19 protein-coding genes and 2 pseudogenes are annotated in these 25,639 nt (G+C 65.7%); 13 read left to right on the forward strand and 8 right to left on the reverse strand.

From position 1 onward, the window contains the following. Positions 1-84: 84 nt before the first annotated feature. The gene (locus PSEMO_RS03545) at positions 85-1,770 is read left to right on the forward strand and encodes an MFS transporter (protein ID WP_075801784.1); all 1,686 of its coding nucleotides are present in this window, start codon (positions 85-87) and stop codon (positions 1,768-1,770) included. 94 nt (positions 1,771-1,864) lie between these two features. On the opposite strand, the gene PSEMO_RS03550 is transcribed toward PSEMO_RS03545, so the two are convergent. Then, on the reverse strand, positions 1,865-3,442 hold the full coding sequence (locus PSEMO_RS03550) for an ABC transporter substrate-binding protein (RefSeq protein WP_075801785.1): 1,578 nt from the start codon (positions 3,440-3,442) through the stop codon (positions 1,865-1,867). A 303-nt stretch (positions 3,443-3,745) separates the two neighbouring features. Between PSEMO_RS03550 and PSEMO_RS03555 the strand changes: the two genes are divergently transcribed. The 10 genes from PSEMO_RS03555 (at position 3,746) to PSEMO_RS03600 (ending at position 15,389) form a co-directional block, all read left to right on the forward strand. Next, positions 3,746-5,473: a sensor histidine kinase gene (locus PSEMO_RS03555; RefSeq protein ID WP_075801786.1), complete on the forward strand. Its 1,728-nt coding sequence runs from the start codon at positions 3,746-3,748 to the stop codon at positions 5,471-5,473. Positions 5,474-5,480: 7 nt separating this feature from the next. Then, the gene (locus tag PSEMO_RS03560) at positions 5,481-6,824 is read left to right on the forward strand and encodes a sigma-54-dependent transcriptional regulator (RefSeq protein ID WP_075801787.1); all 1,344 of its coding nucleotides are present in this window, start codon (positions 5,481-5,483) and stop codon (positions 6,822-6,824) included. Between the two features lie 229 nt (positions 6,825-7,053). Next, positions 7,054-8,376 (forward strand): ABC transporter substrate-binding protein, encoded by a 1,323-nt coding sequence (locus tag PSEMO_RS03565; RefSeq protein WP_075801788.1) that lies wholly within the window; start codon positions 7,054-7,056, stop codon positions 8,374-8,376. 26 nt (positions 8,377-8,402) lie between these two features. Beyond that, positions 8,403-9,725: an ABC transporter substrate-binding protein gene (locus tag PSEMO_RS03570; protein WP_075801789.1), complete on the forward strand. Its 1,323-nt coding sequence runs from the start codon at positions 8,403-8,405 to the stop codon at positions 9,723-9,725. Between the two features lie 68 nt (positions 9,726-9,793). After that, positions 9,794-10,693, forward strand: coding sequence for a branched-chain amino acid ABC transporter permease (locus tag PSEMO_RS03575; RefSeq protein WP_075801790.1), 900 nt, complete (start codon positions 9,794-9,796; stop codon positions 10,691-10,693). Then, positions 10,693-11,652: a branched-chain amino acid ABC transporter permease gene (locus PSEMO_RS03580; RefSeq protein WP_075801791.1), complete on the forward strand. Its 960-nt coding sequence runs from the start codon at positions 10,693-10,695 to the stop codon at positions 11,650-11,652. Before PSEMO_RS03575 ends, PSEMO_RS03580 begins: the two co-directional genes overlap by 1 nt. Continuing rightward, entirely contained in the window at positions 11,649-12,419 is a 771-nt protein-coding gene (locus tag PSEMO_RS03585) for an ABC transporter ATP-binding protein (protein WP_075801792.1), read from the forward strand. Before PSEMO_RS03580 ends, PSEMO_RS03585 begins: the two co-directional genes overlap by 4 nt. Beyond that, entirely contained in the window at positions 12,416-13,063 is a 648-nt protein-coding gene (locus tag PSEMO_RS03590) for an ATP-binding cassette domain-containing protein (protein WP_075801793.1), read from the forward strand. Before PSEMO_RS03585 ends, PSEMO_RS03590 begins: the two co-directional genes overlap by 4 nt. A 5-nt stretch (positions 13,064-13,068) precedes the next feature. After that, the gene (locus tag PSEMO_RS03595; RefSeq protein ID WP_075801794.1) at positions 13,069-14,223 is read left to right on the forward strand and encodes an iron-containing alcohol dehydrogenase; all 1,155 of its coding nucleotides are present in this window, start codon (positions 13,069-13,071) and stop codon (positions 14,221-14,223) included. A gap of 11 nt (positions 14,224-14,234) precedes the next feature. Then, on the forward strand, positions 14,235-15,389 hold the full coding sequence (locus tag PSEMO_RS03600; protein ID WP_075801795.1) for an iron-containing alcohol dehydrogenase: 1,155 nt from the start codon (positions 14,235-14,237) through the stop codon (positions 15,387-15,389). 114 nt (positions 15,390-15,503) lie between these two features. Here the strand turns inward: PSEMO_RS03600 and PSEMO_RS03605 are convergent, their stop codons facing one another. Together PSEMO_RS03605 and PSEMO_RS03610 are read right to left on the reverse strand one after the other, a co-directional pair. Then, a complete protein-coding gene (locus PSEMO_RS03605; protein WP_075801796.1) occupies positions 15,504-15,947 on the reverse strand; it encodes an NADAR family protein in 444 nt (147 codons plus the stop codon). 165 nt (positions 15,948-16,112) lie between these two features. Further along, positions 16,113-18,224: a TonB-dependent siderophore receptor gene (locus tag PSEMO_RS03610; protein ID WP_075801797.1), complete on the reverse strand. Its 2,112-nt coding sequence runs from the start codon at positions 18,222-18,224 to the stop codon at positions 16,113-16,115. A 441-nt stretch (positions 18,225-18,665) separates the two neighbouring features. Here PSEMO_RS03610 and PSEMO_RS03615 point away from each other — a divergent pair, with 441 nt between their 5' ends. Continuing rightward, positions 18,666-19,985 (forward strand): ammonium transporter, encoded by a 1,320-nt coding sequence (locus PSEMO_RS03615; protein WP_075801798.1) that lies wholly within the window; start codon positions 18,666-18,668, stop codon positions 19,983-19,985. Positions 19,986-20,052: 67 nt separating this feature from the next. Continuing rightward, positions 20,053-20,394, forward strand: a complete 342-nt coding sequence (locus PSEMO_RS03620) for a DMT family transporter (RefSeq protein ID WP_075801799.1) — start codon at positions 20,053-20,055, stop codon at positions 20,392-20,394. Positions 20,395-20,512: 118 nt separating this feature from the next. On the opposite strand, the gene PSEMO_RS03625 is transcribed toward PSEMO_RS03620, so the two are convergent. The 5 genes and pseudogenes from PSEMO_RS03625 to PSEMO_RS03640 all read right to left on the reverse strand — a co-directional run bounded on the left by PSEMO_RS03625 (position 20,513) and on the right by PSEMO_RS03640 (position 25,632). Continuing rightward, positions 20,513-20,692 carry a hypothetical protein gene (locus tag PSEMO_RS03625; protein ID WP_075801800.1) on the reverse strand — a complete coding sequence of 60 codons (180 nt, stop codon included), beginning with the start codon at positions 20,690-20,692 and terminating at the stop codon, positions 20,513-20,515. An 11-nt stretch (positions 20,693-20,703) separates the two neighbouring features. Continuing rightward, positions 20,704-22,062 (reverse strand): ammonium transporter, encoded by a 1,359-nt coding sequence (locus tag PSEMO_RS03630; protein ID WP_075801801.1) that lies wholly within the window; start codon positions 22,060-22,062, stop codon positions 20,704-20,706. A gap of 191 nt (positions 22,063-22,253) precedes the next feature. Continuing rightward, a pseudogene (locus PSEMO_RS33715) lies at positions 22,254-22,529 on the reverse strand (methyl-accepting chemotaxis protein); the annotation flags it as partial. Then, positions 22,530-23,372 (reverse strand): annotated as a pseudogene (locus tag PSEMO_RS34020) (PAS domain-containing protein); the annotation flags it as partial. Further along, positions 23,290-25,632: a DUF1989 domain-containing protein gene (locus PSEMO_RS03640; protein ID WP_075801803.1), complete on the reverse strand. Its 2,343-nt coding sequence runs from the start codon at positions 25,630-25,632 to the stop codon at positions 23,290-23,292. The pseudogene PSEMO_RS34020 and the gene PSEMO_RS03640, both read right to left, overlap by 83 nt. Positions 25,633-25,639 lie beyond the last annotated feature (7 nt).

Consider the following 25,639-nt stretch of genomic DNA (forward strand, 5'->3'; position numbering starts at 1 on the left):
TCAGCCTTTTTGAATGGCCAGAGTGCGTATGGATTCATCAGCGGGATGCTCCGGCCTACAAGAACAAAAACGGAGAACACCTTCATGGCGGTAACCTACGGCACTTCGACGCCCACGCCGGGCAGCACGTCCGGCAAAGGCATCACCCACGACGAGCGCAAGGTGATCTTCGCCTCGTCCCTCGGTACGGTCTTCGAGTGGTACGACTTCTACCTGTATGGCTCCCTGGCGGCGATCATCGCCAAGCATTTCTTCGCCGGGGTCAATGAAACCACCGCCTTCATCTTCGCCCTGCTGGCGTTCGCCGCCGGCTTCGCGGTGCGACCGTTCGGCGCCATCGTCTTCGGCCGCCTCGGTGACATGATCGGGCGCAAGCACACCTTCCTGATCACCATCATCATCATGGGCGTGTCCACCGCCATCGTCGGCCTGCTGCCCAGCTACGCGACGATCGGCGTGGCGGCGCCGATCATCCTTATTACCCTGCGCCTGTTGCAGGGCCTGGCACTCGGCGGCGAGTACGGCGGCGCGGCGACCTATGTGGCGGAACACGCGCCACCCGGCAAGCGCGGCTTCTTCACCTCGTGGATCCAGACCACCGCGACCCTCGGCCTGTTCCTCTCGCTGCTGGTGATCCTCGCCTGCCGCACCGCCCTTGGCACCGAGGCCTTCGAGGCCTGGGGCTGGCGGATTCCGTTCCTGCTGTCGATCCTCCTGCTGGCGGTGTCGGTGTATATCCGCCTGCAACTGCACGAGTCGCCGGTGTTCAACAAGATGAAGGCCGAAGGCAAGGCGTCCAAGGCGCCGCTGACCGAATCCTTCGCCCGCTGGGACAACCTGAAAGTGGTGATCATGTCGCTGCTCGGCGGCACCGCCGGCCAGGCCGTGGTCTGGTACACCGGGCAGTTCTATGCGCTGTTCTTCCTTCTGCAAACGTTGAAGATCGACCCGCAGACCGCCAACCTGCTGATCGCCGGTTCCTTGCTGATCGGCACGCCGTTCTTCGTGATCTTCGGCAGCCTGTCGGACCGGATCGGACGCAAGAAGATCATCATGGCCGGCTGCATCCTCGCCGCGCTGACCTACTTCCCGATCTTCAAGGGCCTGACCGAATTCGGTAACCCGGATATCTACACGGCGCAGCAGCAGAACCCGGTGACGGTGATCGCCGATCCTGCGCAGTGCTCGTTCCAGTTCGACCCGGTGGGCAAGGCGCGCTTCACCAGCTCCTGCGACGTGGCCAAGAGCCTGCTGGCCAAGCGGGCGATTCCCTATGAGAACGAGGCGGGCGAGCCGGGTGCGGTGGCGCAGATCCGCATCGGCAACAAGATGATGCCGAGCTTCGAAGGCAGCAGCCTGCCGGCGGCGGAATTCAAGGCGGCCAATGACGGCTTTACCGCCTCCCTGGGTGCGGCGCTGAAGGAAGCCGGTTACCCGGAAAAGGCCGACCCCGCCAAGACCAACTACCCGATGGTGCTGCTGCTCCTGACCATTCTCGTGATCTACGTGACCATGGTCTACGGCCCGATCGCCGCCTGGCTGGTGGAGCTGTTCCCGGCGCGGATCCGCTACACCTCGATGTCCCTGCCGTACCACATCGGCAATGGCTGGTTCGGTGGCTTCCTGCCGACGGTGGCCTTCGCCATGGTCGCGGCGACCGGGGATATCTACTACGGGCTCTGGTACCCGATCGTCATTGCGGTGATGACGGCGGTGCTGGGGATCTTCTTCATGCCTGAGACCAAGGATCGGGATATCAGTCATACCTGAGGTGTTCTTGAGGGCCTCATCGCTGGCAAGCCAGCTCCCACAGGGGGCGCGTAACCTGTGGGAGCTGGCTTGCCAGCGATAGGGTCCTCACACACTATACATCTTCCTTGAGCCAGAGCTGATCAAACCGCCACGTCGGAAACAGCGTCCTCTCCGCCGCCGCCCCACCCACCTTGCGCGAGAACCCGTCCACCAGGTTCGCATAGCCCCACACCAGCATCCCCCCACGCTCGTACTGGATCCGCTGCGCCTCATGCACCAGCGGCTTGCGCTTCTCCAGATCCGGCTCGGCCAGCGCCTGCAGGAACAGCTCGGAAAACCGCGGATCGTCGAAGTGGGTCTTGTTCGCCACCGACACCGGTGCATCGGCATGCAGGGCACAGGTGAGGAAGGGCGCGCCGATGCTGCCGCCGGTGCTGAAGGTCCATTCGGTATGCTGCGGCCCGTTGAAGGTCGCCGCATCCACCTGGCGCACCTTGATCTGCACCCCGGCCTTGCGCGCCTGCTCGGCAAATACCAGGGCCGAGGACAGAGACACGCCTTCCTGCTCGGCGACCAGCTCCAGCTCCAGGTTCTCCTGACCCGCTTCGCGCAGCAGGGTCCGGGCCTTTTCCAGATCCTGGCGACGCGGCGGGATGCTCTGGTCGAAGGTCGGATCGTTGGGCGCATACAGGTCGTTGGCCGGTCGTCCCTGGCCATTGAGCACCCGCGCTACCAGCTCCTCGCGATCCGCCAGCAGGCGGAAGGCCTGGCGTACCCGGGGATCGTCGAACGGCGCCTTCTGCGTGTTCATGTCGAAGCCCAGCCAGTTGCCGGTCACCGAGGTCAGCACCTGCACCCGCGGATCGTTCTCGATTAGGCGCAGGTGCTCGGCGGCCAGGGCATTGGCCATGTCCAGTTGGCCGGCCTTGAGTGCGGCGAGGCGCGAGGTCTGGTCCTTGAAGCCGATGATTTCCAGCTCGTCGGCATAGGGCCGGCCGGACTTGTAGTAGTTCTCGAAGCGGGTGAACAGCGAGCGCTGGCCGGCAGAGAAGCTCTTGAACTTGTACGGCCCGGCGCCCACCGGGTTGGTCACCGGGTGATAGTCCACCGGCACGATGCCGCCGAAATTCACCCAGGTTTCCGGCAGCGGCACGAAGCCCGCGCCGTCCTTGAAGCGCACGCGCAGGGTACGTTCATCGAGCTTCTGCAGGTTGTCGCGGTCGATCCAGTGCAGCAGGGCGGCGTAGGGCGAGGCCAGTTGCGGGTCGGTCAGGCGGCGGATGGAGAACAGCAAATCCTCGGAATCGATGGTCTTGCCGTGATGGAACTCCAGATCCTTGTGCAGGCGCAGGGTCCAGACCTTGCCATCCGGGCTGACCTCGGCCTCTTCGGCCAGGGCCAGGCGCGGCAGCATGTTCTCGTCCCACTCCCAGAGCTTGCTGTACAGGGCGAAGCCGCGAATGATGCCGCTGCCGACCGGCTTGTGGGCGTCGAGGTTGCCGGCCTGATTGCCGTCGAGGATGCCCAGGCGCAGGCGCCCGCCGTAGCGCGGGCCCTGGTCCATGGCGGCGCTGCCGGGCTGGCTGTCATCGCCGCAACCGGCCAGCAGGCTGCCGCCCAGGGCCAGGCCACCGAGGGCCAGGCTGTTGCCGAGGAAGCGGCGGCGGGTGAAGGGAGGGTGGGACGTCATGGCGTGGACCTGTGATTGCTGTGTGGGGCAGGGCAGAGCAGGTTTCGCGCCAGATGGCTGGAGGGCCCGGGTTTGCTGGGTTTGGGGCTGTGGTGTGATGGTCGGGCAGCAGTCAGGTGTTGCTGGGGCAGCAGGGGTTCAGCAGGTCGGGTTGTGTTGCTTTCGCTGGCCCTATCGCTGGCTTGCCAGCGATAGGGCCCTCAAGAACACCAGCAATCTCCATCCCCGACATTCCGCCAATGGACAACCCCATCCCCCGCTCCTTATCCTCCCGCCACTACATGAACAACAATTACAAAGCCCATGGATGTCGAATTCCCCGCCGCTGCGCTGTGGCGCCGGTTTGCCCGGCCGCGGCGCAGCCTGGTCGCACGCTATACCCTGCTGTCCACCCTGGTGATGAGCGTGGCGCTGATCGCTTTGGCCGTGCTCTACGAACAACTGGCCAAGGACCTGCTCAACCGCCTGACCGGCGAACGCCTCGATGCCCAGGCGCTGTCCACCGCCAACCGGGTGTCGTCCTTCCTCGATGAGCGCTTCTACCAGCTTTCGGCCCTGTCCAATCACCCCAACATGCCGGACTTCATCGCCGACCCTGGCCATTCCGTCGGCGATATCGACGCGCTGCTGAAGCTGGAAAGCGAGCTGCCGTTCCTCTATGGCGTGCTGTTCTTCAACGACGACGAACGCCTGCTCAAAGTCCTGCCCGGCCCGGCAGCCTCGGGGGCGCCGTACTGGAGCAACGAGGACTGGTCCCTGGCCGGGCTGCCGCGGCAGAAGGTCGGCGATATCGAGGTGATCGGCCCGGCCTTGCCCCAGGCCGGACGCTCCGGCTGGCTGCTGATCCGCAAGACCATCCGCAACGGCCGTACCGATCACCGGGTCAGCATCGGCCTGCACCTGCGCCTGGCCTCGCTCACTGAACTGCTGACCAGCGCCGGCCTCAGCGGGGTGGTGACGCCGTTGCTGCGGGTCCCCGGCGGGGCTTTCATCGATGCCACCGGGCGCCAGGTCGCCGCCCCCGATGACCTGCGTGAAGGCCCGGTGATCCTGCCCGGCTGGCAGGTGGTGTTCAGCGTGCAGCCGGACGCCATCCTCAAGCCGCTGGACGATGCGCGCTGGTGGCTGTATCTCGCCGCCGTCGGCTTCATCGCGTTCATCCTGGTGGTGTTCTTCACCCTGTCGCGGCAGTTGCGGGCGCGGGTCGGCACCCTGGTCGAGGGCGCCCACCAGCTGTCCATGGGCGACCTCGGCTACCGCCTGCCAGAGCAATCGAGCAACGACGAGATCGGCCGGGTGACCCGGGCCTTCAACGTCATGGCCGGGCGTCTGGCGGATGTCATGGAGCGCACCGTACGCTCGGAGAACCTCGCCGTGCTCGGCACCTTCGCCACTGGCGTAGCCCATGAAGTACGCAACCCCCTGGCGACCATGAAGACCACCGTCCAGGCCCTGCTGCGCCGCGAACCGGAAAGCGAGCGGCGCCTGCTGCTGAGTGACCTCGGCCAGGAGATCGACCGGCTGTCCCATGTCACCAGCGACCTGCTGGAGTACGGTCGCCCGCATCCGGCCAACCCGGACATCGTCGAGCTGCACGGCCTGTTCGAACGGGTGAAGCGGCAGATCGCCCCGGAAGCCGAAGCCCGTTCCATCCACTTCGACGCCAGCTGCGCCCCGGGCATCCGCCTGTTCGTCGACCCGGACCAGGCCCAGCAGATCCTGCTCAACCTGTGCCTGAACGCCGTGGAGGCCTGCACCCCCGGTAAGCGGGTCAGCCTCGCCGGACAGCGCACCGGCGAGCGCGTCCTGGTCAGCGTCAGCGACCAAGGCTGCGGTATCCCTGCCGACGCCCTGAAACGCGTGCGCCAACCCTTCTTCACCCTTAAACCCCGGGGCACCGGCCTCGGGCTGAGCATTTGCCAGCAACTGCTGGAAGCCAATGCATCGCGAATGGAGATCGCGAGTACCGCCGGCAAGGGCACCGTGGTGACCCTGGACTTTCCCGCGCCTTGCCCGACCGATTTGAAGTGAGCCTGTGATGTCCGACTTTCATGTACTGATCATCGACGACGAAGAAGCGCTGGTGCGTTCCCTCAGCTACGCCCTGCGCGCCGAGGGTTTCAAGGTCGGCGCGGCCTACAGCGGCGAGGAAGGGCTCAAGGTCCTGGCCGACAACGCCACGCGCTGCGATATCGTCCTGCTCGACCTCGGCCTGCCGGGCATGGACGGCATCGCCACCCTTGACGGCTTGCGCAAGCTGCGCCCGCACCTGCCGGTGATCATGATCTCCGCCCATGGCGACACCCGCGCCGCGGTGCAGGCGGTGAAGGGCGGCGCCACCGATTACCTGACCAAGCCGTTCGAGCTGGACGACCTGCTGGCGACCATCGAAACCACCCTGGCCGTACCCGACGCCGCCAGCGATGATCCAGCCCCCGGCAACCTGCTCGGCCACAGCCCGGCCATGCGCGGCCTGCACGCGGCGGTGCTGCGGGTGGCACGCAGTTCGGCGACGCGCATCCTGTTGCTCGGCGAGTCCGGCACCGGCAAGACCCTGGTCGCCCAGGCCCTGCACGACGCCAGCAACCGCGCCGGCCAGCCCTTCGTCGAGGTCAACTGCGCGGCGCTGCCGGAACAGTTGATCGAGGCCGAACTGTTCGGCTCGGAAAAGGGTTCCTACACCGGTGCGCACCAGAAGCGCGTCGGCCTGGTGACCCAGGCCAGCAACGGCACGCTGTTCCTCGACGAGATCGGCGAGCTGCCCCTGGCATTGCAGGCCAAGCTCCTGCACTTCCTGGAGAACGGCAGCTACCGTGCGGTGGGCGCCAGCCAGGCGAGCAGCGCCGATGTGCGGGTGGTGGCGGCGACCAACCGCGACCTGGCCGAGGACGTGCGCCAGGGCCGTTTCCGCGAGGACCTGTTCTACCGCCTCAACGTCATCACCATCGATATCCCGGCCCTGCGCGAGCGCGGTGAGGACATCCTCCTGTTGGCCCGGCATTTCGCCGAGCGCCAGGCCCGGGAAGAGCAGGGCGCGGCGATCAGCTTTCTGGCCGACGCCGAGGCGGCCTTGTTGCGCCATCGTTGGCCGGGCAATGTCCGCGAACTGAAGAACATGATCGAGCGCCTGACCATCCTCATGCCCGGCCAGGCCATCGCGGCGGCGCAGTTGCCGGGGCCGATGCAGGCCGCCGAGCCGGTGGGCGCCAACCGCTCGCCGATCGAAGACCAGCTGGAGCGCGCCGAGCGCGAGCTGGTCTTCGATGCCCTGGCCCGCAGTGCCGGACACAAGGGCATGGCCGCCGATCTCCTCGGCATTTCCCGCCACGCCCTGAAGCGCCGCCTGCAACGCCTGGGCATCGAGCGCGGCGATGAGCGCTAACCGCTCAAGCGCTCGCCCGCGCTGAGCGGCTACCGCTCAACGCTCCCCGCTCAACGCCGTGGCACACCGCGCCACGGCACCTCGATTTCGTCACAAGTAGCCGCGCAAAGCCTTGTTCCAGAGCGCTTGTGCGGTTTCTTATGCAGCGTCGCGCAGAGGCTGGCACAGCGTTTGCGATAACCCTTCCGCTAACCACAAGAGGCGTCCACGAACGCCCCAAGGTATTTTCATGCAAGCGTCGTTTTCCCGACTGCCATCCGTTATCGCCCTGAGCGGCCTGTTCCTGGGCTTCGCCTGCACGGCCCATGCCGGGCGGGTCGAGCTGGGCGCTGCCGCCTCGCAGGCCGACCTGACCCTCGGCTGCCTGTACCCGATGACCGAGCGCGCCGCGATCTACGGCCAGGACAGCATCGCCGGCATCCAGGTGGCCCTGAGCGAACTGCAAAGCCAGCGCGAAGCCGGCGAGCAGGTGCCGCGGATGCGCGTGATCATCGACGACGACCAGTCCAAGGCTTCCTATGGCACCGGCCTGGCCCGGGCCTTCATCCGCAAGGACGGGGTGCAGGTGCTGTGCGGCATGGTCTCTTCGGGTGTGGCGATCGCCGTGAGCCAACTGGCCCGGGAAGAGAAGGTGCTGATGATCGGCACCGACCACGCCTCGTCGCGCATGAGCCTGGAAAACGGCCATCGCTATTACTTCCGGGTGACCAACGACACCTGGACCTCCATGGCCGCTGGCGCCCGCTACCTCAAGGACCTGCAAGCCAGGACCGGCTGGAAACGCCTGGCCTTCATCGGCCCCGACTACGAGTACGGCCATGTTTCCCGCGATGACCTGCATGAAGCGCTGCGCCAGCAGGGCGTCAAGTTCGACGACGTCACCGAGCTGTGGCCGCGCCTGTACGAGCCGGACTACTCCGCCTATATCGCCGCGCTGGAACAGGCCCGGCCCGACATCATCGTCTCGGCCCTGTGGGGCGGCGATTTCCATGCCTTCGTCAAGCAGGCGGCCGGGACCCGGCTGTTCGAAAGCTCGCGCCTGGCCAACTTCGACACCGGCGGCAACTACGACTTCCTCGCCTCCCTGGGCGACAAGGCACCCCCGGGCCTGATCCTCTCCGCCCGGCACCACAACAACTTCCCGGATACGCCGCGCAACCGCGCCTTCGTCGAGCGCTTCCACACCCTGACCGGGCGCTTCCCGACCTACGCCGCGCAAGGCGCCTATACCGGGGTGATGGTCCTGGCCAAGGCCAGCCAGAAGGCCGGTGGCGCCACCGATACCGAATCCCTGATCCGCGCCCTCGAAGGGCTGGAGATCGCCTTGCCGGAAGACCCGCCGGGCTTCGTCTCGCGCATCGACCCGCTGACCCACCAGATCCAGCAGACCCAGGCCGTCGGCACCCCGGTGCCCAACCACGACTACCCGCCGGCCCAACTGATGCTCGGCAACTGGCAGCTGTATTCCGCCGAGGAGCTGCAACCCGATCCCGCCACACGCGCCCGCCGTTTGGCCCAACAGATCCGTAATCCCGAGGGGCATGCCCCTTAGCCCGTCAAACCCGCAATGGAAACGCCATGAATAACTACAAGAAACGCCTCCAGCAAAACTGCAAGACCCTGCCATTGGCCCTGGCCATTGCCGCCGCCGGTTTCAACGGTGCGGCCGTCGCCGCCGAGAACGGCAAGTTCCGTATCGGCGTGGTGACCTTCCTCTCCGGCCCGGCGGCCGGTCCGTTCGGCGAGCCGTCGGCCAATGCCGCCAAGGTGCTGGTGGAAGGCCTCAACCAGGGCAAGCTGCCCGCGCCCTACGACAAGCTCGGCATCAACGGCGCCGAAATCGAGATGGTGATCATCGACGAGGCCGGCGGTGCGGCGAAGCAGGTCGAGGAATTCCGCAACCTGGTGCAGCGCCAGAAGGTCGATGCCGTGGTCGGCTATATCTCGTCCGGCGACTGCCTGGCGATCGCCCCGGTGGCCGAAGAGCTGGGCGCCATGACCGTGTTCTACGACTGCGGTACCTCGCAGCTGTTCAGCGAAGACAAGACCCCGCAATACGTGTTCCGCACCAGCCTCGACGCCGCCGTGGACAATATCGGCGCCGCCCGCTACCTGGCCAAGACCCGTCCGGACGCCGTGCGCGTCGGCGGCATCCAGCAGAACTACGCCTGGGGCCAGGACAGCTGGAACGACTTCACCCTGTCCATGGCCCAGGTCATGCCCAAGAGCCAGGTGGTCGAGTCGCAGATGCCCAAGGTCTTCCAGGGCCAGTACGGCGCGGAAATCTCGGCGCTGTCGGTGAAGCGTCCGGACATCATCCATTCCAGCTTCTGGGGCGGCGACATGGAGGCCCTGGTATTGCAGGCCAACTCCCGCGGCCTGCTGGAAGACGCCACTGCGGTGCTGACCTGCGGCGAGTCGGCCCTGGAGCGCTACAAGGACCAGGCCCCCAACGGCATGATCATCGGCGGCCGCGGCCCGTTCGGTGCCTTCGCCCCGGATAACGCCCTGAACAACTGGTTCACCACGCAGTACAAGGTCGCCTACAAGTCGTCGCCGACCTACCCGGCAAGCAAGATGGCCCAGGCCATCCTCGGCCTGAAATTCGCCGCCGAGAACGCCGGCAGCGAAGCCGGCAAGATCCCGGCCCCGCTGGACATGGCCAAGGCCATGAAGGGCGCGACCTTCGAATCGGTGTCCGGCACCGTGCAGATGGCCCGCGCCGGCGGTCACCAGGCAATGCAGGGCATCGCCTATGGCGAGTACCACTACGACGCGGCCAGCAAAAAGGGCAGCGTGCAGAACGTCATCGCCTTCGCCGGCGAATGCGTGACCCCGCCGGACGGCACCAGCGCCCACGACTGGATCAAGGCCGGCTTCCCCGGCGCGCAGTGCAACTGATCGCAGTGCACACAGCTGACTGATGGTGGCGGCCGGTCCCGGCCGCCACACTAGCCTGGTACGAATTTATGCTGAGTCTTTATGCGGTGCTGATCGACGGCGCCATCTATGCCTCGTGGCTGTTCCTGGTCGCGGCGGGGCTCACCGTCATCTACGGTGTCATGCGCATTCTCAACATGGCCCATGGCAGCTTCTATGCCATCGGTGCCTATGCCGCCGCCTCGCTGGTGGGCTGGTATTTCAACAATGGCATCGGCCCGGTCTGGGTCGGCTACCTGATGATGCTCGGCTGCGCCCTGGCCGCCGGGCTGATCGTTGGTCTGCTGATCGAGCGCGGTCTGCTCCGGTTCATGTACGGCCGCGACGAAGTGCTGATGGTGATCATCACCTACGCGCTGCTGCTGATCCTCGAAGACGCCATGAAGATGATCTGGGGCGTCAACCCGTACTTCGCCTACCAGCCCTATGCGGAAATGGGCCGCAGCGTGCTGGCCGGGCTCAAGGTCTCCAACTACGACCTGATGCTGGTCGGCGTGTCGCTGGTGCTCGGCCTGTCGCTGTGGCTGTGGCTGGAACGCACCCACCAGGGCAAGGTCCTGCGCGCGGTGATCCATGACCGCGAAGTGGCCCAGGCCATGGGCGTCAACGTGCGCCGGGTGTTCACCCTGGTGTTCGTCCTCGGCACGGTGCTCGGCACCCTGGCCGGCGCGCTGACCGCCCCGGCGATCTCGGTGGCCCCGGGCATCGGCGTGGAGATCATCGTCCTGGCGTTCGCCGTGGTGGTGATCGGCGGCATGGGCAGCATCGAGGGCGCCGCCCTGGGCGCCTTGCTGGTCGGCCTGAGTCGTGCGGCGGCGGTGCACTACGCACCGCAATTCGAACTGTTCGTGATCTACGGCGTGATGGCGCTGGTCCTGGCGGTGCGTCCGCAGGGCCTGTTCGGTCGCGTGCTGGCGAGGAAAATCTGATGCGTCTCGATCGAACCGAAATGATTCTCCTGGCCGTGGCCGTGCTGCTCGCCCTCGGCGGCGTGATCGCCCCGCAATGGCTGGTGTTCCTGCTGACCATGGCGCTGGCCAAGTCCATGGTGGTGCAGGGCGTGGTGATGCAGATGCGCGCCGGCCTGGTGACCTTCGGCCAGGGCCTGTACTTCTGCATCGGTGGTTATGCCGTGGGCATGAGCGGGCATTTCCTGGATATCAGCGACCTGCCGACCCTGCTGCTGATCGGCGTTGCCGCCGCCGTCGCGTTGGCCATGCTGCTGGGCCTGCTGATGACCCGCTACCGCGAGATCTTCTTCGCCATGCTGTCGCTGGCGTTCTCCATGATCCTCTACGGCATGCTGGTGAAAAGCCCGGCCCTGGGCAGCACCGACGGCTTCAACGTCAAGGCCTGGACCCTGTTCGGCTGGAGCCCGGCGCAAGGCCAGGCGCCGCTGGCGCTGTTCGTGATCATCGTCGCCGTCAGCGCGGTGCTCGCCGTGCTCCTGCACCGCTACGGGCGCAGCAGCGCCGGGGCCATGTGCGAGGCGATTCGCGAGAACGAAGTGCGGGTCGAGTACCTCGGCCAGTCGCCGCGCTGGGTGCTGTACATGAACTATGTCGCCGCGGCCGGCGTCTCGGCCCTGGGTGGCGGCTTCATGGCCCTGTCCGCCGGGCATATCGACCCGGAAATGGCCTACTGGATCACCTCCGGCGAGTTCGTCTTCATCGCCTTGCTCGGCGGCACCGCCCATGTGGCGGCGCCGATCATCGCCGCGATCCTGTTCGCCGTGGTCCGCACCTATGCCATCGAACTGGTGCCCCATAGCTGGCAGATGATCCTCGGCATCACCCTGCTGGCAATCATCGTGTTCCTGCCCAAGGGGCTGTGGAGCCTGTTCAGTGGCCAGGCCCGCCGGGCCAAAGCCGTGGAGGCCAAGGCATGAGCTGTATTCTGGAAACCCGTGGGCTGTACAAGGAGTTCGGCGCGGTCACCGCCGCCAAGGACGTCAACGTGCGCATCGCCAAGGGCGAAGTGGTCGGGGTGATCGGCTCCAACGGCGCCGGCAAGACCACCTTCATCAACATGGTCACCGGCTACCTCAAGCCGAGCCGTGGCGAGATCCTGTTCAACCAGCAATCGATCATCGGCCGCACGCCGCGGGCGATTACCCGCGCCGGCATGGCCCGATCGTTCCAGGTGGCGCAGCTGTTCCCGGAACTGACCGTGCTGGACAACCTGCTGATCGCCCTGGCCGCCGCCGAGTCGCCGTTCCCGTCGCTGCTGCGGCCGCTGCGCAGCGACGCGCGGATCGCCCGTGCCGAGGCGATCCTCAGCGAGTTCAGCATCCTCAACTGGCGCGACAGCAAGGTCACCGCCGTGCCCCAGGGCGTGCGCAAGCTGATCGATATCGCCATGGCCCTGATCGGCGACCCGCAGATGCTCTTGCTGGACGAACCCACCAGTGGCGTCAGCGCCGAAGAGAAGACCCAACTGATGGACACCGTGATGCAGGTGGTGTCGCGGCATCAGGTCACGGTGCTGTTCGTCGAACACGATATGGACGTGGTGCGCCGCTATGTGTCGCGCATCCTCGCCTTCTACAGCGGTGAAGTGCTGGCCGACGGTCCGCCCGAGGAGGTCCTGGCCAATGCCCGGGTCCAGGAGCTGGTCACCGGCGGCCACAAGGCGCACAAGGGAGCACACGCATGAGCCTGGAAATCCGCAACCTCAATGTGTCCATCGAGTCGGTGCCGATCCTGCACAACGTCTCGCTGAATGTCGGCGCCGGGCAGATGGTCGGCCTGATCGGCCATAACGGCGCCGGCAAGACCACCCTGATCCGCACCCTGATGGGCCTGCTCGAGGCCGACTCCGGCTCGATCAGGTTCAACGACAGCGACCTGCGCGCCCAGCCCGGCCATCAGCGCGCGGCGGCGGGGATCAGCTACCTGCCCGAAGACCGCCGGCTGATCCCGGCGCTGACCGTGGAGGAGAACATCCTCCTGCCGGTCTGGGCCAACAAGCTGCCGGGCAGTGCCGAGCGCCTGGAATGGGTCTACAGCCTGATCCCGGAAATCGCCCAGTTCCGCGAGCGCCGCGCCATGCAGCTGTCCGGCGGGCAGCAGAAGCTGGTGGCCCTGGCCCGGGCGCTGATGCCCGGGCAGCGTCTGCTGATCCTCGATGAACCCTTCGAAGGCGTGGCCCCGGTGCTGTCCCGGCGCCTCACCGAAGTGATTGCCAAGCTCGGCGATGCAGGCCTGTGCGTGCTGATCTCCGAATCCGATGACACCCATTCCGCTGACCTGGTCGATGCCGTCTACCGCATCGAGCGCGGCAGCGTGCGAGCAGGATGAACGCCATGTCGACCTTTACCTTTGAAACCACCCCACGGGTGATCTGCGAAGTGGACGGCGCCCTGCGCCTGGGCACCCTGTGCCGTGAACTGGGGGCCGAGCGGGTGCTGCTGGTCAGCGACCCGGGCCTGCAGAAAGCCGGCTTGCTGGAGGCGCCGATGCAGGCGCTGCGCGAGGCTGGCGTCGAGGTCAGCCTGTACAGCGATGTGCAGGCCGATCCGCCCGAGGCGTCGGTGCTCGACGCGGTGAAGGCGGGGCGTGACTGTGGCGCCCAGGCGGTGATCGGCCTGGGCGGTGGCAGCTCGCTGGACACCGCCAAGCTGGTGGCATTGCTTTGCGGCCGCGAGCAGAAACTGGAGGACATCTACGGCATCAACCTGGCCCAGGGCCCGCGCCTGCCGCTGATCCAGGTGCCGACCACGGCCGGCACCGGTTCCGAAGTCACGGCGGTGGCCATCGTCACCACCCCGAGCCATGAGAAGAAGGGCGTGGTCAGCCCGCTGCTGTACCCGGATATCGCCCTGCTCGATGCGCGCCTGACCGTCGGCCTGCCGGCGGCGGTCAGTGCCATGACCGGTGTCGATGCCATGGTCCACGCCATCGAGGCCTACACCAGCCTGCACAAGAAGAACGTGCTGTCCGATGGCCTGGCCCAGCAGGCGCTGCGCCTGCTGGCGGGCAACCTGGACCGCGTGCTGGCCGAGCCGGGCGACCTCAAGGCCCGCTCCGACATGCTGCTGGGCTCGATGCTGGCCGGCATGGCCTTCGCCAACGCCCCGGTGGCGGCGGTGCATGCGCTGGCCTATCCGCTGGGCGGGCACTTCCATGTGCCCCATGGCTTGAGCAATGCGCTGGTGCTGGTGCCGGTGCTGAACTTCAACCGCAGCGCAGCCGAGGGGTTGTATGCCGAGCTGGCGCCGAGCGTGTTGCCGGGGCAGCGCTTCGATTCGCCGGCGGCGGCTTGCGAGGCCTTTATCGGGTTCATGACCGCCTTGGTCGAGCGCATGCCGTTCGCCCAGCGCCTGGCCGAAGTCGGCGTCACCGAAGCAGACCTCGACCGCCTCAGCAACGATGCGATGAAGGTCCAGCGCCTGCTCATCAACAACCCGCGCCCGGTCACCCGCGACGATGCGCGGGCCATCTACGCCTCGGTCTTGTGAGGGCCTGTGCGATGAATCATGAATTCAGAAGCGTGCCGCGCATCGTCTGTGCGGCGGGGAGCCTGGGCAGCATTGGCGAAGTGTTCGCCGGGCTAGGGGCAGGGCGGGTGTTGCTGGTCTGCGACCCGGGCATCGTCAAGCTGGGCTTTGCCGCTACGGCGGTGACTGCGCTGGAGGCAGCGGGTCTTGACGTGGCGGTGTTCGACCAGGTAGTGGCGGATCCGCCGGCCGCCGTGGTCCGCCAGGCCGTCGCCCAGGGGCGGGCGTTCGACGCCGATGGCGTGCTCGGTCTGGGCGGCGGCAGTTCGCTGGATGCGGCCAAGCTGGTGGCCTTGCTGATCAACAGCGAGCAGCCGCTGGAAGACCTGTACGGCACCGACAGAGCCCGAGGCGGGCGCCTGCCGCTGGTGTTGATGCCGACCACGGCGGGGACCGGTTCGGAGGTAACCTGGGTCTCGGTGATCACCGACGAGCAGCAGCGCAAGCAGGCGGTGTACTCGGCGCAACTGATGCCGGACGTGGCGGTGCTCGACCCCGAGCTGACCCTGGGGTTGCCGGCGCAGGTCACGGCGGCGACCGGGCTGGATGCCATGGTTCACGCCATCGAGGCCTATACCAGCCGCACCCGCAAGAACCCGATTTCCGATGGCCTGGCCACCACGGCCCTGGGGCTGCTGGGCGGCAACCTGCGCAAGGTGCTGGCGGACGGTCGCGACGTGGCGGCGCGGGAGGCCATGCTGCAAGGCTCGCTGATGGCCGGGATGGCCTTCGTCAACGCCTCGGTGGCGGCGATCCATGGGCTGGCGTATCCGTTGGGGGCGCGGTTCCATATCCCCCATGGGCATGCCAATGCGCTGGTCATGGCACCGATGATCCGCTTCAACCTGGAAGCGGCGCAGGGGTTGTATGCGGAGCTGGCGGGGTATCTGTTGCCGGGGGTGGTGTTTGCTGACGAGGCGGCTGCGGCCGAAGCCTTTGTCCAGGCTATCGAAGGGCTGGTCAGGGATAGCGGGCTGGAGACCCGTCTGTCGAAACTTGGGGTGGATGAAGCGGCGATCCCGGGCATGGCCGCGGATGTGGTCGGCGGGTTGAAGCGGCTGATCGACAGCAATCCGCGGGATATGGATGTGCGGGAGGTTGAGGCGATTTATCGCGGGATTTACTAACCCCTTTCCAGGATCACCGCAAACCCTGTGGGAGCTGGCTTGCCAGCGATGACGATGGTGAATTCACTACCGCTATCGCTGGCAAGCCAGCTCCCACAGGGTCCGTGTCGCTTGTTATTGCTCTGTTTTCTTCAGTTCAGCACGAACCTGCTCCAGCAACTTGCCCAGCATGTTCTTGCCAGTTCCATCCCCACCATCTGCCCAGTACCGGTCGTTTTTGGTGTGCTCCACCAGCTCCGCATCCCCGGTCCCCAGCAGCGTCTCGCGCAGCTCGGCATGCTGGCTGAACTTGGCCCGCAGGGCGTCGAGCATCACCTGGTCGCGCACCTGGTCCCAGTCGCTGCGGAACGAGCGATGCCGCTCGCGGCCCATCTGTGCGGCGAGGAAGGGCGTCTTCGCTTCACGCACGGCATCGATATCCACCTGCTCGGTGAACTTGCAGGCCTGGAAGTAGTGTTCCGAGGTCGGCCAGACGCTGCCGTCGAGGGTGATCGCATGGCGGGAGAAATTCGAGAAGCAGCCGTAGGGCTTGTCGGTCTCGTAGAAGAGGATCTGCATGTCGGTCCTTGAGCGGTAGTGCGGTAGCGGATGATACCGCAGCTCTCAAGAACACTGCATGACCCTGTGGGAGCTGGCTTGCCAGCGATTACTGAGGTGAATTCACCATAGCTATCGCTGGCAAGCCAGCTCCCACAGGGTTAGGTGTCAAGCTTCAGTTCAGCGTCAGAAGGTGTACGCCACCCCGGCCTGCACGGTGCGCGGTGCACCCGGATAGGCATAGGTGTTGAATGCGCCTTCGTCATACCCCTTGTTGAATACGTTCTTCACGTCCAGGTTCAGCCGCACATGCTCGTTGACCTTGTAGAAGCTCAGCAGGTCGACAACGCTGTATTGCTCCATGGTGTAGGTCACCGCTTCGGTCTGGCCGTTGCGGTCATCGACGTATTTCACCCCGACACCCAGCCCCAGGCCCTTGGCGAAGCCATCCTGGAATTCATAGGTGTTGAGCAGGCTGAAGCTGTTGCGCGGGATGTTGGCCAGGCGCGTGCCGGTCGGCAGGCGGTTGTCCTTGGTCACTTCGGCATCGACGTAGGCGTAGCCACCGATCACTCGCCACTCAGGGGTGATATTGCCGGCAACGTTGATATCCAGGCCACGGCTGCGCACCTCGCCAGCGGCGATGCTGTAGTTCGGGTCCACCGGGTCGCGGGTCAGGACGTTTTCCTTGACGATGTGGTAGATCGCCGCGTCCACCGCCAGCTGACGCTCCAGCGCTTCCCACTTCACGCCCAGCTCATAGGATTTGCCTTTTTCCGGCTCGAAACCGGCACCGTCACGGCTGGCGCCGCTGTTGGGCTTGAAGGAGCGGGCGGTGTTGGCGTAGACGGCCACGGTGTCGGTCAGGTCATAGAGCAGGCCGAAGCGCGGGGTTACCGCATTGTGCGACGCGTCCCAGTCGGTGCTGCCCGGCAGCCGGTTGTCGTACTCGTGCTCGAAGCGCTCCACGCGCACGCCGGCCAAGGCCTTGAGGCGCTCCGTCAAGGCCACCTGGTCCTGGATGAAGAAGGCCCAGGTCTTGAGGTTTTCCTGGTCGTGGGTGGTGGTGCGGGTCAGGGCGGGACGTGGCTGGCCGAGGACCGGGTTGTAGATGTCGATCGGGTAGGTGCCGTTGGCGGCCGAAGAACGCATGATGATCGAGTTGTAGTCGTAGTCTTCGTATTCCACGCCGGTCAGCAGCGTGTGGCTGAAGGCACCGGTATCGAAGTGGCCGGTGAGGTTCAACTGATAGTCACGGTCGGTCCATTCCAGCCGGCGCCAGTTGAAGTTGCGCTGCAGGGTACGACCGTCCGCCGGGGCGCCGTTGGCCTCCATCGCATTGCCGTCCAGCGAGCCGTCGAGGTACTGGAAACCACCGCCCAGGGTCCAGTTGTCATTGAGCATATGCTCGAAGCGCACCTGGGCCATGTCGTTGTCGTTGTGCAGCAGGTTGTCGCTGCCTTTTTCCCAGATATTGGTGTCCCGCGAGGCGCTGCCTTTCTGCGTGGTGTAGCGGGTCAGGCCGCGGTCCAGCGGGTGGTTGTTGCGCATGAAATCGCCTTCGAACACGATCTTCGTCGCATCGTTGACCTGCCAGCTGAGCACCGGCGCCACTTCGTAGCGCTCGCTTTCCACGTCGTCACGGAAGCTCTCGCCACCTTCGCCGAGCAGGTTCAAACGGTACGCCAGGCTGCCGTCCTGGTTCAGCGGGCCGCTGGCATCGAGGGTGCCGCGGTGCATGCCCTGGTCATCGAACTGGCTGCCGACGGTGACTTTCGATTCCGGCAGCGGCTGCTTGGTCACCACGTTGAAGGTACCGCCGGGATCGCCACGGCCATACAGGCTGGTGGCCGGACCGCGGATCACTTCCAGGCGCTCGACGCTGGCCGCGTCCGGGGCATTGGGGTAGCCGCGGTTCATCGGGAAACCGTTGCGGTAGTACTCGCCGGTGGTGAAGCCGCGCACAGTCACGGTGGTCAGGCCCTGGCCGCCGAAGTTGTTGGCCCGGCCAACGCCGCCGGCATAGTCCAGAGCATCCTGCAGGCGGGTCGAGCCGGTATCTTCCAGCACCGCCTTGGGCACTACGCTGACCGATTGCGGCGTCTCGTGCAGGGCGGTGTCGGTGCGCGTCGCGCTGGCGGAACGGGTGGCCTTGTAGCCCTGCACCGGGCCATCGGCACGCTCGTAGTCGGCACTGTCGTTGATGTTCACGGCTTCCAGCTGGAGGCTCGGTTCGGCCGCAAGGGCCAGGGCAGGGACGGCGTGGAGCAGGCAGAGCGAGACGATGGTACGGCGCATCGGCGTAGGAATCCTGACGGAATTTGTAGGACAAGGGAAAAATGCGCGCGGATAGTATCTGCGACTACTTCTTGTTTGCAATCACTTTATCAGTTGATGGTATGCCAGAAATCTTGATGAATCGGACAGGAAAACCCCCGGAACAGAGGGCTTCTACCCTAAGCACCAAACTGGTGAGTTCTGTATTGGTTTTGCACTAAAAGAAATTTAATTTCCTGAGGGGAATTGACTGGTCGGACGCTGCTACTGATTTTTTCCTACAACAAACACCCATGTTTTCAAGCGATTGCGACAAGTTCGCGGTGATTTTCCGAACTTGGCAAGGCGCTTGCGTTGCCTCCCTGGCTATCACACAGCTGCGGTGCGCCGCAGCGACAATGAATGCCGGCCCGCCCAGCAAATGCGGCTACCGGCATCCCCATCGATTGGAGGCAGTGGGCAATGATCCGGTATTCACCTGTGGTCCGCGGTACCTTGGGCCTTTCCCTGATGTTGGGCGCGACGGCGGCATTCGCCGAGGACGCGCCGGCGGCCATCGACAGCGGCGACACCGCCTTCGTGGCCCTGTGTTCGCTGGTGGTGCTGTTGATGATGTTGCCCGGGCTTGCCCTGTTCTACGGCGGCATGGCACGCAGCAAGAACGTGTTGTCGATCCTTATGCAGGTGTTCTGCACCGCGTCCCTGGCGGCGGTGCTGTTCGCCCTCTACGGCTACAGCCTGACCTTCACCGATGGTGGCTCGTTGCAGTCCTTTATCGGCGGCCTGGACAAGCTGTTCCTGCGTGGCGTGAGCAAGGACTCGATCACCGGGACCATCCCCGAGTACCTGTACTTCCTGTTCATGCTGCTGTTCGCCGCGATCACCCCGGCGATCATCGTCGGCGCCTTCGCCGAGCGCATGAAGTTCTCGGCGGTGATGGTCTTCATGGCCTTCTGGCTGACCCTCAACTACCTGCCCATGGCCCATATGGGCTGGGGCGGTGGCTGGGTGTTCAACCTTGGCGTGCAGGACTTCGCCGGCGGCAACGTGGTGCACCTCAACGTCGGCATCGCCGCCCTGGTCGGTGCCTGGATGCTTGGCCGCCGCCGCGGTTTCGGCACCCAGGCCCTGGCCCCGCACAACATGACCATGACCTACACCGGCGGCTGCATGCTCTGGGTCGGCTGGCTCGGTTTCTGCGGCGGTTGTGCCCTGGCGGCCAGCGGCTTCGCCATGCTAGTGATGGTCAACACCATGCTTGCCAGCTGTGCCGGCGCCTTGGGCTGGCTGATCGTCGAATGGCAATACCGTGGGCGTCCGAGCCTGTTCGGCGCGATTTCCGGGGCGATTGCCGGCCTGGTGGCGATCACCCCGGCCTGCGGTTTCGTCGGGCCCATGGGCGCCATCCTCCTTGGCTTTATCGCCGGTCCGGTGTGCGTCTGGTCGGTGGACAAGCTCAAGCCGATGATCGGCCTGGACGACGCCTTCGACGTCTTCGGCGTGCATGGCGTGGCCGGGATCCTCGGCGGCCTGCTGACCCCGGTGTTCGCGCTCACTGCCATCGGTGGCCAGGGCTTTGCCGAAGGGCGCGGGCTGATGGAGCAGTTGATGGTCAATGGCGGGGCGATCCTGTTCAGCATCGTCTTCTCGGCGTTCAGCAGCTGGATCGCCTTCAAGATCGCCGGCGCGCTGTGTGGCGGGCTGCGGGTGGATGAAGAGGCCGAGGTGGATGGCCTGGACCTCTCCGCGCACGGCGAGGTGGGATACAAGTATTCCAACTGATCCCTGAGGGAAAACAGCGCCGGCGCCTTGTGCCGGCGTTTGCATTTGTCGTGAAAGGAGAAGGGCAGTGGTCTGGTTGAATGGATGGACGTATCTGCTGGCGGCCGGGGCGTGCGAGGTGCTGTATGCCTCGATCATTCCCAGGACCGATGGCTTCACCCGGTTATGGCCGAGCCTGTACTGCGGGGTGTTCCTGGCCTTGAGCATCTACCTGCTGAGCCTGTCGGTCAGGGAGCTGCCGCTGGGGCTGGCCTATGCGGTGTGGGTGGGCATCGGGACGCTGGGGACGGTGATCTACGGGAGCATGTTTCTCGGGGAATCGCTGGGGGTGTTGAAGGGGGTGTGTTTGCTGATGATTGTCGGCGGGATTGTCGGGTTGAAGCTGGTGGGGGATGGGCAGGTGGCCTGACTCTGTCGGGATCGACGCGGACCCTGTGGGAGCGGGTTCACCCGCGATTACGATGGTGGGTTCGCTATCGCAATCGCGGGTGAACCCGCTCCCACAGGGTCCGCGTCGTTTTGTAGCTTTACTTCAGTTTCGGCAGTTCTTCATCCGGCATCGCATAGCTGTGCTTCTCATGCACGAACGTAGTGACCAGCGCATACAGCGTGGCCGCGATCACCACCACGGTGATCACCCCCAGCACCGCAGGCTTGTCGGCAAAGGTGAATACGGCGCTGGCGCCTTCATAGGTACTGATGCTCATCCCGGTTCTCCTCAGACAGTGGCTTTGCTTTCAGCGATCATCACCGGCTTGGCTTTCACCGGCTCACCATAGATCCCGCTCCATTCCGGATAGGCCTGGGCCGGTACCTCGGTCAGGTCCAGGCCACGCTCTTCGGCATGCGCCGGCACCCGCAGCACGCCGGCCTTTTTCAGCGCCCAGGACACCAGGTAGCCCGGAATGAAGCCGAGCGAAGCCATGACCAGCGCGCCGCCCAATTGCCCCATGAAGCTGATCTCGGCCATGCCGTTCATGTTCGGGTAGCCGGAGAGGAACACCCCGCTGATCACCAGCCCGGCAAAGCCGCCAAAACCGTGCACGGCAAAGGCGCCCACGGCATCGTCGAGACGGAATTTCAGCAGCAGGTTGTTGACCAGCGGCGCCACGGCGGCCACGCCCATGCCGATCAGGTAGGCCAGGCCGGGGTGGTAGAGGTCCAGGCCCGGGGCCACGGAGATGATCCCCACCAGCCCGCCGGACATCATCCAGTACGGCTCGCGGCTGGTGAGGTAGGCGCCGATCAGGCCGCCGGCAAAGCCCATCAAGGTGTTGAAGGCGAAGGCGGAGAGGGTGGTGGGCTGGCCGTAGATATTGATCCACTGCGCCCCCGAGCTGTAGATGATGCAGCCACCCAGGAAGCCGAAGAAGCCGACGATGATCAGCATCAGCCCGACCACGCTCATCGGCATGCTATGGCCGACAATGGCGTTGGCGCTGCCGTCCGGATTGAAGCGGCCGATCCGCGCGCCGAGGTTGATCACCACGGCCAGGGCGAAGAAACCGGCGATCATGTGCACCACGCCTGCGGCGCCGACGTCGTGGTAGCCCCACTTGACCGTCAGCCAGCCCTCCGGGTGCCAGCCCCAGGCCGCGCCGAACAGCCACAGCACCGAGCCGAGGAGGATGGTCATGATGATGAAGGCGCTCATCCGCGCCCGCTCGATGATCGCCCCGGACAGGATCGAACCGGTGGTGGCGGCGAACAGGGCGAAGGCGCCCCAGAAAATGCCGGTGGCGTTGTCCTTGATGTTCGGGCCCATGGCCTGGCTCCACGGCATCGCCGCGCTGAGGGCGTCCATGCGCGGCACCAGGCCGTCGGGGAAGGCGTTGTAGATGGCCCAGCCGAACAGGAAGAAGGTGGGGACGATGAAGCCGAAGGCGAGGATGTTCTTGACCCCGGCAGCGAGAGCGTTCTTCAGGCGCGAGGCGCCGATTTCATAGGAGAGGAACCCGGCATGGATCAGGATCATCAAGGCGATGCACCACCAGTAGAAGATCTCCATGTTCAGGGTATTGGTCATTTCGATCAGACCCTTCAGTTCCTCCAGGGTCGGGGCTTTCTGTTCTTCCATCACTCGATCCTCGATGCAGATGCTTTTGGAATGTTGTGGTGGGCAGAGGGAAGTGGACTGCTTGCCTTTGAAGGCTTTTGTTTTTATGTGTTCTTGAGGGCCTCATCGCTGGCAAGCCAGCTCCCACAGGGTTCGCGGCGCATGCAATACCTGTGGGAGCTGGCTTGCCAGCGATAGCGGTCTCAGGATTGCAACATGTTCTGGATCTGCTGCACGGACTCCTGCGTCCTGCGCGCCAGGTTCCGCACTTCATCCGCCACCACCGCAAAGCCCCGGCCGCCTTCCCCGGCCCGGGCTGCCTCGATGGCCGCATTCAACGCCAGCAAATTGGTCTGCTCGGCAATCCCGCGGATCACCCCGGCAACCTGGGCGATCTGTCCGTAGGTGGCCTGGATGCTTGCCTGTTCTCGATCATGCAGGCTCGCCGCAGTCTTCTCGTCGCTGATCTCGCGCACCGCCCCGGTCACCCAGGTCAGCCGCCCCTTGGCATCCCGCAGGCAACGCCCGCGCTCGCGGAACCACACCTCGCCACGGGTCTTGTGGCGCATGCGGTATTCCACGGCATAGAAACCATCGCCAGCGCTGTCGACCATCGAGGCATTGAAGGCCTTCATCACATTCTTCAGGTCATCGGCATTGACCACGCCGAAGTAGCTGTCCCAGCCATCGGGGAACTCGTCGCGGCCATAGCCGATCAGGGCGCGAAACTGTTCGGACCAGCGAATCACATTGTGCGGATGGTCCGGGTCGCCATTGACCACGTTCATCGCCCAGCAACCCTCGGTGAGGGTGCGCTGGGTCAGCTCCCAGACCTGTCGGTCTTCATCCCAGCGCTCGCGCTCGGCATTCAATACCTGCAACTGCTGGGCAACCGCATCGCGTTCCGCAGTCAGCTGCTGCACCCGCGCATCGGCCTCGGCCAGGCGCCGTTGCAGCGCATCCAGCTCATCCGCGGTGCACGGCGGTGTTACATAACCCTCGGCCTGCTGGCGAATCCGTTGCAGTTCGCCCCAGTCCCGTTGCAGATGTTCCAGGCTGCCGAGCAGCCGCGGCTGGCGCTGCAATACGGGTGAATGGCCCGTAACAGAGCCATTACGGGAAAGTTGTTCGAGCCACTGGCTGAGCTCGTTGGCCAGGTCACTGGACGCTTTGCTGAACCACATCGTCAGGTTCTCCATGCAAAAGGGACAATCCCTGTCCCGGTTACCTGCAATTTCCCATCCAGTTTCACGAACGTACCCGACGTTTTTCCGGATCGTAGGCCACGGTGCTCGCCGTGACGGTCGCACTGATGCGTTTCTGCTGGCCATCGAGCTTGCCCACCTCGACCAGCGTGCCCGGCGCGCAATGGGCCACATCGAGGCGGCACAGGGCGATATTGCGCCCCAGCACCGGCGAGCGGGTGGCGCTGGTGATCACCCCGACCTGGGCCCGACCCACGCGCACGCAATCGCCATGGACAGCCGGTTCATTGCCCTCCAGCTCCAGCCCGACAAGGCGCCGCTGCGGCTCGGCACTGCGCCGCAACAGGGCAGTACGCCCGATAAAGTCCGCCTGCTTGCTGTTCAGCGGCACGCAGAAGCCAATGCCGGCCTCGAACGGGTCGGTCTGGTCGCAGAAGTCGTAGCCGGAGAAGATCAGCCCGGCCTCGATGCGCAGCATGTCCAGGGCGTCCAGCCCGAGCGGCACCAGGCCCAGCGGATCGCCCAGTTCCCAGAGCCGCGTCCACACCGCCATGGCATCCCGTGGATGGCACCAGATCTCGTAGCCCAGCTCGCCGGTATAGCCGGTGCGCGAGACCATCAGCGGCGGGCCGTTGTAGCCGTCCAGGCGCCCGGTGAGGAAGCGGAACCAGCCGAGATCCTCCAGTGCCGGCTGGGTGCCAGGGGTCCAGATCATGCCCTTGAGCAAGGCACGGGCCAGTGGGCCCTGCACCGCGATATTGTGGATCTGCTCGGAAGCACTCTTGACCCACACCTTCATCCCCAGCCGCGCCGCCTGCTCGCGCAGCCAGTCGCCGGCATGGTCCTCGCCACCGATCCAGCGGAAGGCGTCCGCGCCGAGACGCAGCAGCGTGCCGTCATCGAGCATGCCGCCATGCGCGTAGCACATCGCGCTGTAGACCACCTGGCCCACCGCCAGCTTGCGCACGTCGCGGGTCAGGCAGTGGTCGAGCAGGGCCTCGGCATCCGGGCCGAGCACTTCGAATTTGCGCAGGGCCGAGAGGTCCATCACCGCCACCCGCTCGCGGCAGCCGTGGTATTCGGCGAGGGTGCCGTAGCCGTCGAACTGGCGCGGGGTCCAGAAACCGCGGTATTCGGTGAATTGTCGGGTCAGGGCGCTGGTGCCGGGGTGGAAGCCGCTTTCCCGGGTCAGTTGCGCTGGAGCATCGGGGGCTTTGCGAGTGGCCATGGCGAGACTGAAACGCTCCTTGGCGGAATAGACGCGGATATGGATGTCGGTGGGCTGCCAGCCGTTGGCCGGGTCGATATCGTCCGGGCACGAACTGCTGGCGCAGACCAGGTCGGTCATGGCCCGCAGCAGCACGTAGTCGCCGGGGCGCGACCAGGGTTCGTCGACGGTTAGTTGCTGATGGGCATCCACCGCGGTGTTGAAGAAGAAGTTGATCGCCGGCCAGCCGGCCCGGGCCGTTACACCGTGACGGGCGAGGACGCGGCTGAGGTTGTCGCTGCAGTTGGCGTGGCCGAAGTAGCCCTGGGCCTCGTAGTAGCGTGCGGTGCAGGCGAGGGCGAAGGTGTCGTGGCGGCCGACGGTGTCGCGCACCACTTCCAGCATGGGTTGCAGGTTGCGGTCGTAGAACCGGCTGAACAGGCCCGGGCCGGGATAGGCATTGCCGTTGAGGGTGCGGGTGACGGTCGGGTCGAGGTCGACCTGCGCGCCGCTATCCAGGCCGCGGCGGTCGAAGGCGACGAAGTCCGAGCATTGGCGCCCGGCCACGTCCAGCACCTGGATGTATTGTCCGGCGCCCACCACATAGTCGCGGGCGGTGCCGGGCGTGATGGTGAACTCGTCCACCACCTCGCCCAGCGGCACTGGCAGGGGCGGCGTGAACTGCGCCCGGGGATTGGCCCGACGCACCAGCACACGCAGCTCGCTGGCCCGCGCCTGGCTGTCCACCGGCGTGGCGCCGCCGGGGGCGGCCACCAGCACCAGCAGGTGTTCGCTGCTATGGAACACCCGGCGGTGGCCCGCCGGAGTGGCCTCGGACCAGAGCCGTGCGGCCTCCGGCAACGCCCGGCAGTCGATGCCACGACGGGCCAGACCCGCCGTCACATGCGCCGCTTCGCGACTGCCGTCGTGCAGCAGATGGCTGATGAAGGCCGCACCGGGGCTGGCCCGCAGACCCAGTGCGCCCAGGGCCTGGCGGTTGCCGGCGAAGGCCAGCAGCTCGGCGCCCTGGTCGCCCTCGACGTCGATCACCTCCAGGCGGTCGCCGGGTTCCAGCTCCACCACCGTCAGCCCGGCCGGCGCGACGCGATGGCGCTCCACCAGCGGGTTGCGGGCGAACAGCGCCGGCTCCAGCGGCCGTGAAATCACGGGTGCTTGCATGGGCTGC

It is taken from the genome of Pseudomonas putida, from assembly GCF_001941965.1.
In the GTDB taxonomy this organism is placed as follows: Bacteria; Pseudomonadota; Gammaproteobacteria; order Pseudomonadales; family Pseudomonadaceae; genus Aquipseudomonas; species Aquipseudomonas putida_L.